The 14,582-nt window shown below is 54.6% G+C and carries 8 protein-coding genes; 3 read left to right on the top strand and 5 right to left on the bottom strand.

What is annotated here, in order from left to right; translation table 11 throughout:
• Positions 1-2: 2 nt before the first annotated feature.
• A complete protein-coding gene (locus tag F556_RS0111385) occupies positions 3-1,064 on the bottom strand; it encodes a Gfo/Idh/MocA family protein (protein ID WP_020617080.1) in 1,062 nt (353 codons plus the stop codon).
• Positions 1,065-1,224: 160 nt separating this feature from the next.
• Here F556_RS0111385 and F556_RS0111380 point away from each other — a divergent pair, with 160 nt between their 5' ends.
• The gene (locus F556_RS0111380) at positions 1,225-2,586 is read left to right on the top strand and encodes an MFS transporter (protein ID WP_020617079.1); all 1,362 of its coding nucleotides are present in this window, start codon (positions 1,225-1,227) and stop codon (positions 2,584-2,586) included.
• Positions 2,587-2,731: 145 nt separating this feature from the next.
• Here F556_RS0111380 and F556_RS0111375 read toward each other — a convergent pair whose 3' ends face one another.
• From F556_RS0111375 to F556_RS0111360, 4 genes are all read right to left on the bottom strand, one after another.
• Entirely contained in the window at positions 2,732-3,613 is an 882-nt protein-coding gene (locus F556_RS0111375) for a carbohydrate ABC transporter permease (RefSeq protein WP_020617078.1), read from the bottom strand.
• Between the two features lie 16 nt (positions 3,614-3,629).
• A complete protein-coding gene (locus F556_RS0111370; protein ID WP_020617077.1) occupies positions 3,630-4,586 on the bottom strand; it encodes an ABC transporter permease in 957 nt (318 codons plus the stop codon).
• 2 nt (positions 4,587-4,588) lie between these two features.
• Entirely contained in the window at positions 4,589-6,223 is a 1,635-nt protein-coding gene (locus tag F556_RS0111365) for an extracellular solute-binding protein (protein WP_020617076.1), read from the bottom strand.
• Between the two features lie 140 nt (positions 6,224-6,363).
• A complete protein-coding gene (locus F556_RS0111360) occupies positions 6,364-8,661 on the bottom strand; it encodes an AraC family transcriptional regulator (RefSeq protein ID WP_245583053.1) in 2,298 nt (765 codons plus the stop codon).
• Positions 8,662-8,874: 213 nt separating this feature from the next.
• On the opposite strand from F556_RS0111360, the gene F556_RS33730 reads away from it, so the two are divergent.
• Together F556_RS33730 and F556_RS0111350 are read left to right on the top strand one after the other, a co-directional pair.
• Entirely contained in the window at positions 8,875-13,236 is a 4,362-nt protein-coding gene (locus F556_RS33730; RefSeq protein WP_157272715.1) for an S-layer homology domain-containing protein, read from the top strand.
• An 87-nt stretch (positions 13,237-13,323) separates the two neighbouring features.
• Positions 13,324-14,433 carry an MBL fold metallo-hydrolase gene (locus F556_RS0111350; RefSeq protein WP_020617073.1) on the top strand — a complete coding sequence of 370 codons (1,110 nt, stop codon included), beginning with the start codon at positions 13,324-13,326 and terminating at the stop codon, positions 14,431-14,433.
• Positions 14,434-14,582 lie beyond the last annotated feature (149 nt).

Raw genomic sequence — 14,582 nt, 5'->3', positions numbered from 1 at the left:
TATTATTCAAAGGTGATTTCGCGTTTGGCGTCGGAGGAGTCATAGATCCCTTGAATGATCTTCGACGACAGGATGACGGTATCGATATGAGAAGGTAGCTTCTCGCCGGTACGGATGCTGGTGAGGAAGCCGTCGATCTCCGCTTGGAACATGTCGACAGAACGGAAGGTAGGCGAGGTTTCCAGCAGGACGCCATCCTTGGCGCTATACACCTTGAAGCTGCTGCCATACTGCAGTCGGATGCCCGCTTTGTCGCCGAGGAAATCGATGAACATCTCTTTTTCGCCAATATTTTGTGCCCATGCCCCGTTCATGCTGATGGAAGGCCCCTCTGTACGAATCATGGCCGTCACGAAGTCATCCACATCGTACGTTCCTTCATAATTAGGCGGGCCGGCCCACATCGATTCATAAGCATAGTTCGGCATATCGACACCGAGTTTGCTGAAAGCCTGACCGGAGACGGTCTTCGGCTCAGGATCACCTGCACAGTACATGACAATATCGAGAAAATGCACGCCCCAGTCAATCAAGGCACCGCCACCGGCAATCGACTTGGTTGTAAATGCGCCGCCCAGACCTGGGATTGAGCGATGGGAGCGGAAGCTGACGTACACATGATAGAGCTCACCGAGCTCGCCGTTCTCGATCATCTTCTTAATAAGGTTGACACTGGTGTTGAATCGGTTAACGACACCGATGTTCAGGGTTACGCCAGTCTCGTGCTGGACCTTCTGCATCTCCAGCGCTTCTTCGTACGTACGGGCAGCGGGTTTCTCGCAGAGCACATGCTTGCCTGCGCGCATCGCATCAATGGAGATGGAGGCATGGACGTGGTTGGGGGTGCAAATGGATACTGCTTCGACCTCAGGATCTTCGAGCGCCACCTTGTAATCGGTGATGGCCACGCCACAGCCATAATCAGCAACGGCTTGATCGGCCTTGGATTGGATGATGTCGCAAAAATATTTGATCTCGGCGTCAGGGTTGGCCAGGTAGGATTTGATGTGAGCGGCGCTGGCAATGGTGCCGCAGCCAATAATAGCAACTTTAAGGGTAGACAAGGTGAATTCCTCCCATGAATTAAGTTATCCCTATTATAGCTTTCGGAAGCCCTAACAGGGAGTGAAAATGAGCGAAGTTAGTTATCCGAATTTGTGGTTTTGGGCAATGGGTGTATATGGGTGTATAATAGGAGCAATCTAGAGAACGGACTGATACGCGATGGGAATTACCCGCCACCAATTTATGCTCGTCGTTGCCGTTGCTTTTGGCACGTTGCTTAACCCTCTGAACACTACGATGATTGCCGTGGCTTTTTCAAGGCTGCAGGAGGACTTCCAGGTTACTTACGAGAGCATCTCCTGGCTGATTGCCAGCTTTTATCTGGCCAGTGCGATCTCGCAGCCGATCTTTGGCAAGCTGGCTGACCGTTACGGCCCCAAGCGAATCTTCATGATTGGCCTGGTGCTAGTCGCGGGGGCCTCAGCCTTGTCGCCGTTGTCTCCTACATTCGGCTGGCTGATCGGCTTTCGGGTCGTGCAATCATTGGGCAGCGCAGCTCTGTTCCCCGCAGGCATGAGCATTATTCGATCGTCGGTCACGGACAATCAGGCACGGGTGCTGGGCGTACTCTCGATCTTCTCTTCCACCTCCGCGGGGCTGGGACCTTCACTGGGTGGCGTTCTCATCCATTATGGGGATTGGCCACTCATTTTCCTGATTAATTTCCCATTCATCCTGTTGTCAGTTATCCTTGGATGGCGAGTGATGCCAAGGGATCGGCAGCAGGATCGAGGGCAGCGACAGCCGCTGGATATCCCGGGCATGGTGTGGTTTGGGCTACTTATTACAGTAGGGATCGTCTTCCTGCTGACGCTGCAGCGTGGTCCTTACTATTTCTTGCTGGCAGCTGCTGTCCTGTTAATCATCGGTTTCTACCGCTATGAGGGGGGGAGAGCTCATCCGTTCATCGACATGCGCTTTCTAAAAAGTAATCCCGAGGTCTGTGTGGTGTATGTGCAATTCATTCTCGTCAACAGCGTCTTCTATTCCGTGATGTTCTCGTTGCCCTCCTACTTACAGGAAGTCCGGCAGTTCGACTCGCAGACCGTCGGCATCGTGATGCTGTCGGTGGCAGGGCTCGGTATCGTCATCGCACCGCTGGCCGGACTGTGGATCGATCGGGCAGGTTCACGACTGCCGCTTCTTGTCGGTACATTTTCCCTGATCGGCGGATCGGCTCTGATGCTGTCATTGTCGGGCGATACCTCCGCATTGTGGATCTTCTTCGTTCTGTCGATGGTCGGATTTAGCAACGGCTTTCAAAACATTGGACTGCAGACGGCATTGTACTCGCTTGTGAGCAAGCGGGAAACCGGGCTGGCCTCTGGCTTGTTCATGACCTCGCGGTTCTTGGGCACCCTGCTGTCTTCTGCCTTGTTGGGGCTGGTATTCAGCGCTGGCATGACGACAGAGCGGCTGCATCAGATGGCTTGGGCCTGTACCGTCATCAGCCTCTGTCTGCTGCTACTCACCTTGCGGATGCCGCGCAAGGCGGGAGTCCAAAGTAAAGGCTTGGAGTAAAAACAGAAGCTGACAATGCCCGAACATTTGGACCTGCATACTGGGGGATGACAAATGTCGGCCCTGCACATCGTAAGTAGCGTCAAAGAAGCCCTGAATTGTTCTCAGCAACTTGAGAGCAATTCGGGGCTTCTGTCGTTCTGTACTATTCTTTAATCGCACCGATCATGACGCCTTTGACAAAATACTTCTGTAGGAACGGATAGAGAAACAGGATGGGCAAGGTAGCGACCATGATGGTCGCGTACTTGATGGTCTCTGCTACAGGCATCCGGTCGCCCCCGCCGACACCGGTCATCATGCTGTCCGTATTGTTCTGAATCAGAATTTCGCGCAGGATGAGCTGCAGCGGGAACAGATCACGGTTGCGCAGATAGAGCAGGGCATCGAACCATTTGTTCCAATGCCAGACGCCGTAGAATAGCACCATGACGGCAATGACGGGCATGGAGAGCGGGACGATGACGCGCATCAGAATAGAGAAGTCGTTGGCTCCGTCGATGCGTGCGGACTCTTCCAGGGCAGGCGGAATGGCCTGAAAGGAGGTCCGCATAATGATCAGGTTCCAGGTGGTCATGGCACTTGGCAGGATCAGCGCCCAGCGGCTATCCAGCAAGCCGAGATTGAGCATTAGAATATACTTGGGAATGAGACCGCCATCAAAAAACATCGTCAGTACGATAAGGATCATGATCGTCGTTCCCCACATCACGTTGCGGCGGGACAGACCATACGCCCCTAGCGCCGTCATGATGAGATTGAGGGTGGTACCTACAAGGACATAGAAAATCGTGTTGATATAGCTGGTGACGATATTGGGATTTTGAAATACCATCTTGTACGACGCCAGGGAGAACCCTTTGGGCCAGAGCAGAATCCCGCGATGCTGGACAAACGCGGAGGATTCGCTGATGGAGGCGAACAGAACATAGACAAACGGGTACAAGGTGACAACCGATAGCGCGATCAGGAAGAAGATGTTGGACAGATCAAACATCCGCTCGCTCCAAGGCTTGGTATAGTTCATCGTCGTGTCTGACCTCCTACATCAGCTTAGTGTCACTGAATCGTTTGCTCATATAATTGGCTGAGAAGAGCAGGGCAAAGTTGATTAGCGAATTGAACAAACCGACGGCCGCACTGAAGCTATAGCTGGCCTCTAGCACCCCTTTGCGATACACATAGGTGCCGATGACATCGGCGGTTTCATAGGTCATCGGGTTATACATCAGCAGAATCTTCTCGTCCTGGAGCGCCATTAACGAGCCAATTCGCAGAATGAATAGAATGATAATCGTGGGCATGATGCTCGGAATGGTAATGCTGAGCACCTGACGCAGTCGTCCCGCGCCATCCACTCGGGCTGCCTCATACAGGGAGGGGTCGATGTTGGCGATGGCTGCCAGATAAATGATCGAGCCCCAGCCCACCCCCTGCCACACAGCAGAGGAGGTATAGAGGAAGCGGAACCACTCGGGCAACCTCAGGAACGATAGCGGTTCACCGCCGAAGAAGCGGATCAACTGATTGATCAGCCCGTCCATGGACAGAAAATCGACCATCATGCCGATGACGACTACGATCGAGATAAAGTGCGGCAAGTACGTAATGGACTGCACCGTACGCTTGAAGATCCGGCTTCGCACTTCATTGAGCAGTAAAGCCAAAATAATCGAAGCTGGGAATACAAAAATCAAATCGTAGAGCCCCAGCAAAACGGTGTTGACGATAATACGTTCAAAGAAAAAGCTGCTGAAGAAATTCTGGAAATGCTCGAAGCCAACCCAAGGACTGCCGGCAATGCCGAGTCCGGCGGAGAAGTTCTTGAACGCCATCTGAATGCCGTACATCGGGCCATAATGAAAGACACCATAAAATGCGATGACGGGCAGCAGCATCAAATAAATCATGGCATTGCGCCGGAAGTCCTTTACCACACGCTGACGGAAGGATGGCTTATACGATGCATGTGGGGTTGCGACTGTCTTATGAGGCTGCATGTTCAGCCCTCCCGGCTGTTGAAGCGGTCAAGCCCGGCTTGTTGAAGCTGGATGGCTTCCTCGATGCCCATGCCCTTAATGGTATTGACGAACTGCTCGAACTGATCGAGGGGGGTTACGCCCATGATGAATTTATTGACCATCTCGTCATAGTACGTTTTGACGTCGTTCATGATGGAGGCGTAGCGAGAGCTTTCCTCAGCCGTTGGCGAGAGGGTCGGCATCCACCGGCTGTTGTCCGCTTCCATCCAGGTCGCGATGGCTTCTTGCTGCTCGGGCAGTACGGCATATTGCTCCATGTAACGGGCGTCCTGTACAAAGGGGCCCGAGTAGTTGGCCAGCATATATTTGGCCATGACTTGCGTGATGGGGAGGTCGGGATTGTTCATCACCTCATCCGTATAGGTAGGATAACCATCAACCATTTCATAGCTGACCCCCTCAATACCGAAGTTGAAGAGCATATGGCCTTCGTCGCCATAATTGTAATCGAGCCATTTGACCGTCTCTTCTGGATTAGCATTCGCCTTGGTGATGGCTGCTCCGATGCCGCCGAATGGCGCCTCCCGTTGCCCCAGCAGCGGCTGATCGTCTTTGTTCAACACAACATTGGGGGCGCCCGCCAGCTTGAATGACGGGTTGCTGCTCTCCATCAAATCGGTATACCGCCCAATGCTGCTGCCTGAGTAGCCCACAAAAGCGCCGAGCTGGTTATTCGTTACCTTGGCGTCCTTCAGCGTCCCGTCAGTGGCCGCATAGTCCGCATCAATGAGGCCTTCCGCATACCACTGGCTCATTGTGGTCAGATATTCCTTGAACTCCGGTTGCATGGGGCCATAGTGCACTTGGCCATCTACTTGGTAGAAGGCATCGGTAATTCCCCAAGCGCCCAGGAATGCTTGATTCAAGGCCGTCATCGGGATGTCCAGCAGCAGCGGAATTTCGTCGGCTTGCCCGTTCTGATTCGGATCACCCTCCTTGAATGCCTTCAGCGTCTCATACCACTCATCGATGGTCTCGGGCATCGGCAAGTTCAAGGCGTCGAGCCAATCCTGGCGGATAATCAGACCGTTATAAGTGAGGAGATTATCATCGCCACGTATGAATGGGAACACATAAATGTTGCCGTCATCCGTCGTGATTAATTTGCGGTATTCCGGATTGTCAGTCAGCACCTTAGTCAGATTAGGCGCATGCGCTTCAATGAGTTCATTGAGCCTGATAATCGTGCCGTCTGCAATCGCTTTGTCCGGTCCGCCGGCTACACTGGACCAGGTGTGCTGGATGACATCGGGAACATTGCCGGAGGAGACCATCAGATTAAAGGCATCGAGCTCCTGTCCCTGCGGCGGATGCTGGAATGTGACTTGCGTGCCTGTGATCTTCTCGATCTCTTGGTAGGCGGCAATTTCACTGGCATCCTTCATCGTTGCGGACACGTTGGAGTTCAGAGAGACCCAATAGGTCAACTGATCGGGATAACCGACCTCGGCGCTTTCTACGGGCGTCGTGTTCGCGGGGTCAGCCGGAGCTTCCGGTGGTGGGGGATTGCCATTGCCGTTGGAGCACCCCGTGATAAGAGCTGCGGCAACGGCCGAGACGACGAGTCCCTTTAGGTTAATCGTGTTTTTTTTCAATTGCAGACGCCTCCTTTATGTGGTGGTAAGGCTGCTTGCTCTGGCCCAATTGTACTTAGCGGCGGTTGGTCTCGTACATGGTACAGATTCATGATGCATGGTCGGATCTTAAGATACACGTTAATCTGCACCTGCCAAACTTAAGATCGGTGCATTTCCTTGTACTTGCCGGGAGTAATGCCTTCATATTTCTTGAACATCCGGATAAAGCCGATATCACTGGAATACCCAACCTCCTCGGCAATTTTGCCAATGGTGTGGTCCTGCTCCTCCAGGAGCCTCTTGGCATGTCTCAGGCGCACCTGAGCCAGATAGTCGCTTAAGGTTACGCCGCTATTCTTCTTGAAGAAAGAGGAGAGATATTGCGGCGTAATCTGAAACTGCTCGGCGATATAGGCCAGACTGAGCATCGGATTGGCATACTGCTCATTGATATACGTCTTCATGCGCTCCAGCATCAGCAAGGCAGGGTCACCACGATGGGCATTTACATGTGCGCATACCTGCTCATACATCGAGACGACATCCTGATACAGCTCTTCAACAGAGCCCGCTTCATTCAGCTTCTCCAGCGGCCCCCTGGCATCTCCGAAGATATCCTCGTATTGCAGGCTCAGAGTATTCAACAGCTTAAATAGCGTACTGATCAAATTGGAGAATAGCAGCTTGCCCAGCTCGGGTGTCATTTGGCTGCTGCCAAAATTGCTGGTATATAGCTGATGAATGACCTCGGTGGCTTTGGCTGCATTACCGCTCTTGGTCGCGTTGATCAGCTGCACTTCGGTTTCCAGAGGGAAGTTGTACGAGACGCCTTTTGTATTTTTCACTTGCTCATACACAAGCACGGGCTGGTAGTTGACGAAGATGGCATAGTCCATCGCCTTCATGCATTCCTGCAGCGCCTCCGGGACGGCTTGCAGGCTCGTATGCACCTCACTTACTGCCAGGGTGGCCAGCGTGCGGAACCGTTCCTTTAGTACAGCATTCAGCTGCTCTACCCACTCGTAATATTCCTGCTTGCTATGTCCTGCAGGCAGATTGAGGATCACGGCAAGCGTGCTTTTGTCCAGTTCAACGGCATAAGAAGGCAGCGTGGTCATCTCCTCAGCAATCTTGCCAGCGACAAACCGGATTAGTGCCCACTCGCTCTCACTGTCATTGCGTATGAACCCACTCGCATCGTCGAGACGAATCAGAATGACGCTATAGTGATCGTGTGGAAAAGAGATCCCCATGAAGGCCAGCGTCTCCGGCGTCAGCTGATCCCATTCCACATACCCTTTGAGTAGCCTGCTGATAAAGTTGGCCCGGATGACGGGCGTCTGCTTAATGAGCTGATCTTCGAGCTCTGCCTGCTTGTCCATCGAGTGCAGCACCGAGGATTTGATGTAGTCGTATTCATCCATATATTGCTTTTCTTCGCCCGGCTTGCGGCTGCCGATGGAATGAATAATTTCCTTAAGCGGGCGGTATGCACGATAACTCATTAAGCTGCACACAACCCCTCCGGCTACAAGACAGAGGATCAGCATGCTCAGCGCTTGCATTTTGACCTCGTTCACCCGCTCCCAGAACACCTCGCCCGGAACGACAGATATGTATTCCCAGCCGCTCTTCAAGGAGAGAGTGGACACGCTCATATTGTCTTGCTGCGCCGTCAGCTTTGTGGGCAGCTCGATATCGGTATCGCCAGTGCGCAGGAGTACCTGACCTGCTGCATCTTTAATGAAGAGAGCGCCGTTGTTGGCCTTGATAATCTCAGCCATCAACTGCTGGATTTCCTGCTCGTTGATGAGGATGACAAGCGCGCCGGAGGGTGCCGTTCGTTCACCTATGGGCAAGGATTGCATGTACGTGACGACATTGCGCTGCGTATAGCCGCTGCCTATAGTCGCTGAGGGCAGGAAACGTTTGAACTGTGGCTCTTGCAGGAGCGCTTGCCATTGCTCATAGTCCAATTGTTCATATCCGTAGATGCTGGAGTAGAACAGCTGGCTGCTTGTTTTCATCGTTGGTGTGAGCACCGTGTCGCTTTCATGAAAATAGATATAGAAGTCGCTAATGAACGTGCTGATATTACGGTAGCGTTCGAGTTCATCCTTGAATCGGACAAAGTCATAGGATTCCGGCCCACTGAGCGGAACGGAATGCCGAAGCAAGCTGGGAAGCTGGGGATGAGTATAGATATGTCTGGCCAGCTGATCCAGCTCCTCCAGTCGGCTATCAACGACCTGCTTGACTTGCTCAATCAAGGCCGAGTTGGCATTGTTGGCATTCTCGATCATGATGGACTCCACCTGATTGTACAGCCCCAGCCCAATCCCGAGCGGAATCATCAGCACCATCATATAAGAGAACATTAACGTCGCGAACACGCTCATTCGGTTGAAGAACTTTATTTTGCGGGTTCGTGCTTGCTTGTAAGATGGCATAGGCATTTTTGTCTCCTTCCCCGTCCCCCGGTGTAGTAAGCAGTCTCTTGATTAGACATTGTAATTCAACCTGAGCAGGACATTTCCTGTTCCCAATTGGTAAATTCAAACAAGATCTTAACAATAGCCTGACGATATGAAGGATGTACTGTAGGTTATGGCGATGGAGTGGCCTAGTATAGAAGCTGATTAGGACGATAGCTTAGGAGGGGATGACCGTTGAAACGCTTGATTGCGCAATGTCTTGTTCTCGTTCTCTGTATCACATCCGTGTCTGTGCCTTATGTTGAAGCGGGGCAAGACGAGGGGAGTATCCGAATGGCTGCAGACAATTTGCTGACTAATGGAGGGTTCGAAATGCTGGGCGGCACCAACAACAATTGGCAGGATGGCATTGCGCCTGCAGACGCATCTTTTTTTCGCAGTACAGGTACGCCTGTCTTCGCGGTGGATGATACCGTGAGCCGCAGTGGCATCCGCTCGGCCCGCATCTCAGCCGAGAGTGTCAGCCGGGGCGCAATTGTCCAGGAGACAAGAGGCGATCACCTTGTAGCAGGGCAGACGTACCGGATTAGCGGCTGGATGAAGTCGGAGCAGCTGTCCAATAAAGCGATCCTACGTATCCAGGCCGGTCGCAGCGGCAGCAATATCCTAATCAATTTCGGTGAATTAGCGGGCACGAGAGACTGGACGTACTTCAGCCATGACTTGACGCTGCCTGATAATATGACCAACCCGGCTTGGATTAAGCTCGAGGCGTTTCTGGAAAATTCGACGGGGACAATGTGGCTCGATGACTTCTCGATCACACTCATTGAGCCTGCCGTAGCGGCAGAGCCTGTGCTGGATCTGCTGTGGCATGCGACGCCCAAAGATACAGCGTTGGCGGGAAAACTGGAGAAGGTAAGGTTCGCTGATCCGACTACCTTGACTTGGACGAGGGTATCGGAGGCGGAGTATGGCGAGGTGAGTGTTGCTGCCGATGGGAGTTTTGTGTATACCCCGGATACCGGATATATTGGCTACGACCGCTTCCTGGTCCGAGCCGAGAGCGGGACGGGCGCTTCTGCGGAGGGTGAGGTGAGGATATTCGTTCTCCCGGATGCTGCGGACGTACTGGCACTGCTGGGGCCTGGTAGCGGTGGGCTGCTGGCGGATGCGTCACGCTGGGCCGAGATCGAGCAGCTCATCAGGGACGGCGATCCGTACATGCAGGCATGGGCGGATGATCTGCAGGCGCTGGCAGACGGAGTATTGCCAACGGAGCCACTGCCACATACCTCTAATGGCGCCAATTATAATGTCATACGTGACCGTCTCATTCAAACTTCGCTCATGTACAAATTGAGCGGGGATGAGCGATACGCGGCAAGGGCTGCTGCAGAACTGGAGGCCATTGCCGTCTATCCGGACTGGTTCGGCCGCACGAACAATCTGCTACCGCTCGCCGAGCTGACGTATGGCGTCGCGCTGGCTTATGATTGGCTGCAAGGCTACCTGACGGAGGAGCAGAGTGAACGGATCGCCGAGGCGATTCGTGTGAAATCTCTCGGTGTAGCGCTCGAATGGTATCGAGGGGAGTTTCGGCATAACGGGGAATTCAACAATATCAATCTGGTGAATAATGGCGGCTTTGCACTGGGGGCGCTGGCGATCATGGATCGAGGCGGGGCAGCGGCCCAAGATGCCGCAGAAGTGCTGCGAGGCGCTTATACCAAGCTGCAGCAAGCGCTGCGCTTCTATACGGAGGACGGCAGCTGGCTGGAGGGTCCTGCCTACTGGCATTACGGAGGCCAATACTTCACCTACATGATGGTAGCCATGAACAACGTGCTGGGTGAAGATTATGGACTGTCTGCCCTGCCGGGTGTTGCCGCCTCAGGCGAGTTTCCGGTCTACCTGCTCGGGGAAGGCGGATTCTTTGACTTCTATGATGGCGGAATCAGTCTGAATCAGCCGGAATCGATGTGGTATGCAGATTTCTATAATCAGCCGCAGCACGCTTGGCACTTGGGGGATCTCTATGACCGCAAGGGGGTATTCGACCCGTTATACCTTGTGTTCTACAAGCCTGGCATGTTTGACACGCCGCCGGTTGCGCTGGACCGTACATTCCGTGGCATCGAGACGATATCGATGCGCAGCGCATGGAACGATCCGAATGCCTTGTTTGCAGCGATGAAGGGCTTCGATGATACGCTGCTCAGTCACCACGATCTTGATGCCGGCACATTTGTATTCGACGCGCTGGGGGTACGGTGGGCAATGGACTCGGGCAATGAATCCTATAGTCTACCGGGCTTCTGGGATTATAACGGGGCCAGATGGCAGTACTACCGCAAGACGGCGGAAGGACACAACACGATTGTAGTGAACCCGCAGGATAATCCGATTATGCAACAGCAGCACAACGCCAGGGCGCTTTTGATTGATAGTGAGATCAAACCTCGAGGGGCCTATGGCATCCTGGATTTGACGGAGCGGTACGCGCGTGATGCGGTATCGATGAAGCGGGGAATGATGCTGGCAGCGGATCGCCAGGAGTTGATCGTACGCGATGAGATGCGATTCAGGCAGCCGTCGGAATGGTACTGGTTTATGCATACGCGGGCGGAGGTCGAGATTGTAGAGGAAGGCAGAGCGGCGGTGCTCTCCTCGCAGGACAAACGGTTGTACGTCAAGCTGTTGGAAGCTCCGGCAGGCGCTGAACTATCCGTGATGGCTGCCCAGCCGCTGCCCACCTCACCGAATCCCGAAGGCCAATCCATGAATTATGGCATCCGCAAGCTCGCTGTGCATATGGAGGGCGTAGAGCAGAGTGATCTGACGGTATGGATGGTTCCACTGCGGGAGGGTGAAATGCTTCCCCAAGAAACGCCAGCGGTGGGCGCGCTGAGCGATTGGTCGATTCCAGATGGCGAGCTGCCTGAGGCTATCGTCCCGCCGCAGGCGAGGAGCATAGCTATAGACGGTCAGCCGCTGTCCGGGTTTAATCCGAAGCAGACGTATTACGAAATCGTCGTACCGTTCGACCAATCCGAGGTTCCCGTTGTGACTGCAGTAAGCGACTACTCTCTGTCGGTTCGTCAGGCAGAGGGCTTACCAGGCCGAGCGGTCGTGGAAGTGACGGACCCGGCGCGACCGGGCGCGGTGGAGCGCTATACGATTCGATTCGAGTCCGGCCCCATCGTTGGAGAGCTACCCGCGATCAATAAGTTACCCGTTGTGTCTGTAACAGCCAGTGCCGTTCCCGAGGCGGCTCAGGGCAATACGCCAGACAAGACAATCGATGGCCATTTGGATACCCGCTGGTCTGCTGCAGGAGAGCAATGGATTCAGTATGATCTGGGAGAACCCAAGGAGGTGGGTGCGATTTCCATCGCCTATATGTTCGGCGATGCAAGACGCTATTATTTTGACATTCAAGGGTCGTTGGACGGAACGGATTGGGTTGAGCTGTATGCAGGGCAGAGCTCGGGGTTGACGAATGAGCCTCAGCTGTACCCTATATCTGACACACAAGTTCGCTACATCCGAATCAACGGTCAAGGCAACTCCAGCAATAATTGGAACAGTGTTACGGAAGTCGCCATCTTCCGGCCTTCACCGCTCGCGCTGCGGGTAAGTGCGCCCGCACAGGTGACTGCCGGAGAGCAGGCTACAGTTAGCGCCAGATGGAGTTATGGTGATGGACGGCGTACAGACGCAGAAGGACTGATCTACACGAGCAGCAATTCAGCGATCGCTAGTGTAGACGAGCTTGGTCATCTGACGGCCCAACAGGCGGGGCAGGTCACAATAGCTGTAGAGGATCCTGCGTACGGGTTCCAAGAAGAGGTGACCGTTGAGGTTGTCCAGCGACCAGAGCCGCCCCTGGTGCCTTGGCCGCCAGCACCGCCAGTGACGAAGCCGGATGAGCCAGAACTCCCGGAGACACCGGGTGGGCCGGAGGGTCAGGATGATCAAGATGGTCAAGACGGTCAAGACGGTCAAGATGGCCATTCGCCTGGGGGACCGCCAACTGCTGGTACAGATGAAGTGACGTTTACGGATATCCGTGGGTATTGGGCAGAAATGGCGATTATTGATGCGGCCAGGGCAGGATGGGTATCCGGGTATCCGGACGGCAGCTTCAAACCGGGCCAGCCCCTGACGCGTGCAGAGTTCACTCGGATGATTGTAGATAAGCTGGGGCTCTCTGGGCAGGCGGGGGAACTGGCGTTTACCGATCGTGGACAGATCGGAGAGTGGGCTGTCGATGCGATAGCACGGGCTGTTCGTGAAGGTATGATTAGCGGCTATCCCGACGGGACCTTCCGCCCTGGAGCAGCGATTACGAGGGCTGAGATGGCCGTCATAATTGCTAGAGCGTATCAAGTCACGCTGAGTGAAGGGCGGGCGAGCACCTTCGCAGATGATGCGAGCCTTCCTGTCTTCTCCCGCAGTGCAGTGGCCGCGCTCCAGGAAGCCGGTGTAATTCAGGGCCAGGGCGGCAATCGCTTCGCTCCAGGCTCAGCCGCGACTCGTGCCGAAGCCGTGATGCTGCTGCTGGCGAGTGGGGACGCACTCCGTCAACGTTGAGCACGCCATTCACGTAAACTTGCTATGGCCCGAGTTTAGGTATATCGTTAAGAGTATACTTGAAGCGAAGGCGGGAGACGTATGGGAATGGGAGTGGGAGTGACTTTGTCGCTGTTGGCAGCGGGGGTACTGGGCGCTGTGAGTTTTGTTACGTGTCATCCGGTTTTTGGCGGCAAACGGGGCAAAGAGGAAACGCTGAGCTATCGGCAATCCCCGGCATATGGCGTCGGTAAATTCGTTAACGTGATTCCCACGTCGATGGGGATGAACTGGGATACGACGAAGACGTTGCTTCGCGATTATGTACGGGGAATCCCGAACCAGCGGCCAGCCCAGCCGCTCCCGGTTCAGCCGGTCGTGCTGGATCCGCTGAAGGGAAGCCAGCAGCCGCGCGCCGTCTGGCTTGGACATTCGGCTGTCCTGCTGGAGATGGAAGGCATGCGCATGCTGCTGGACCCAATGCTCGGCAGAGCACCTTCCCCCGTCCCTGCCGTGGGTGGCAAGCGGTACAGCAAGCAGCCGCCGATCCAGGCGGAGCAACTGGCTGATATTGATGTCGTGTTGATCTCCCATGATCACTATGACCATCTGGATTATGGCACGATTCGTCAGCTGAAGGATAAGGTCAAGCGATTCATTGTCCCTCTGGGCGTAGGCAGTCATCTGGAACGGTGGGGCGTGCCCGCGGAGCGGATCGAGGAACTGGACTGGTGGCAGGAGACCACGTATGAAGGGATGCGGCTTGCCTGCACACCGGCTCGGCATTTCTCGGGTCGCGGACTGGTCGGACGGGATACCACCCTATGGGGCTCCTGGGTCATCGAAGGAGCAGAGAACAAGGTGTTCTTTAGCGGCGATAGCGGCTATGGTGGACATTTCAAGGAGATCGGCGAGCGTTATGGCCCGTTTGATCTGACGCTCATGGAATGCGGACAATACGACGAGCGCTGGTCCGGAGTGCATATGAGTCCGGAGCAGACGGTACGGGCGAACCTCGATGTGGGCGGCCGCCTGATGGTGCCTATCCATTGGGGCGCCTTCACCCTGGCCATGCACACCTGGAACGATCCCGCGGAGCGCGCCGTCCGGGCAGCAGAGGCAGCAGAGGCGCCGATTGCGACGCCAGCCCTCGGTGAGCCGGTGATGATCCGCTCAGCGGACTATCCGCAGTCCGCTTGGTGGCGCAGCTTGGGATAAGCGGCTTCTAATAGGACGAAGACCCTGGTGGCAGTGCGCCAGGGTCTTTTCCTTGTGCAGCATTAGCTGTAGCGCACCTTTCTTCCTCTATTTGCTCGCACCCCTGCCACGCGCCCACTGTAGCGCACCTTTCTTCCTCTATTTGCTCG

Source organism: Paenibacillus daejeonensis DSM 15491, assembly GCF_000378385.1.
Classification (GTDB): Bacteria; Bacillota; Bacilli; order Paenibacillales; family Paenibacillaceae; genus Paenibacillus_D; species Paenibacillus_D daejeonensis.
This window is presented reverse-complemented; position numbering and strand designations above follow the sequence as displayed.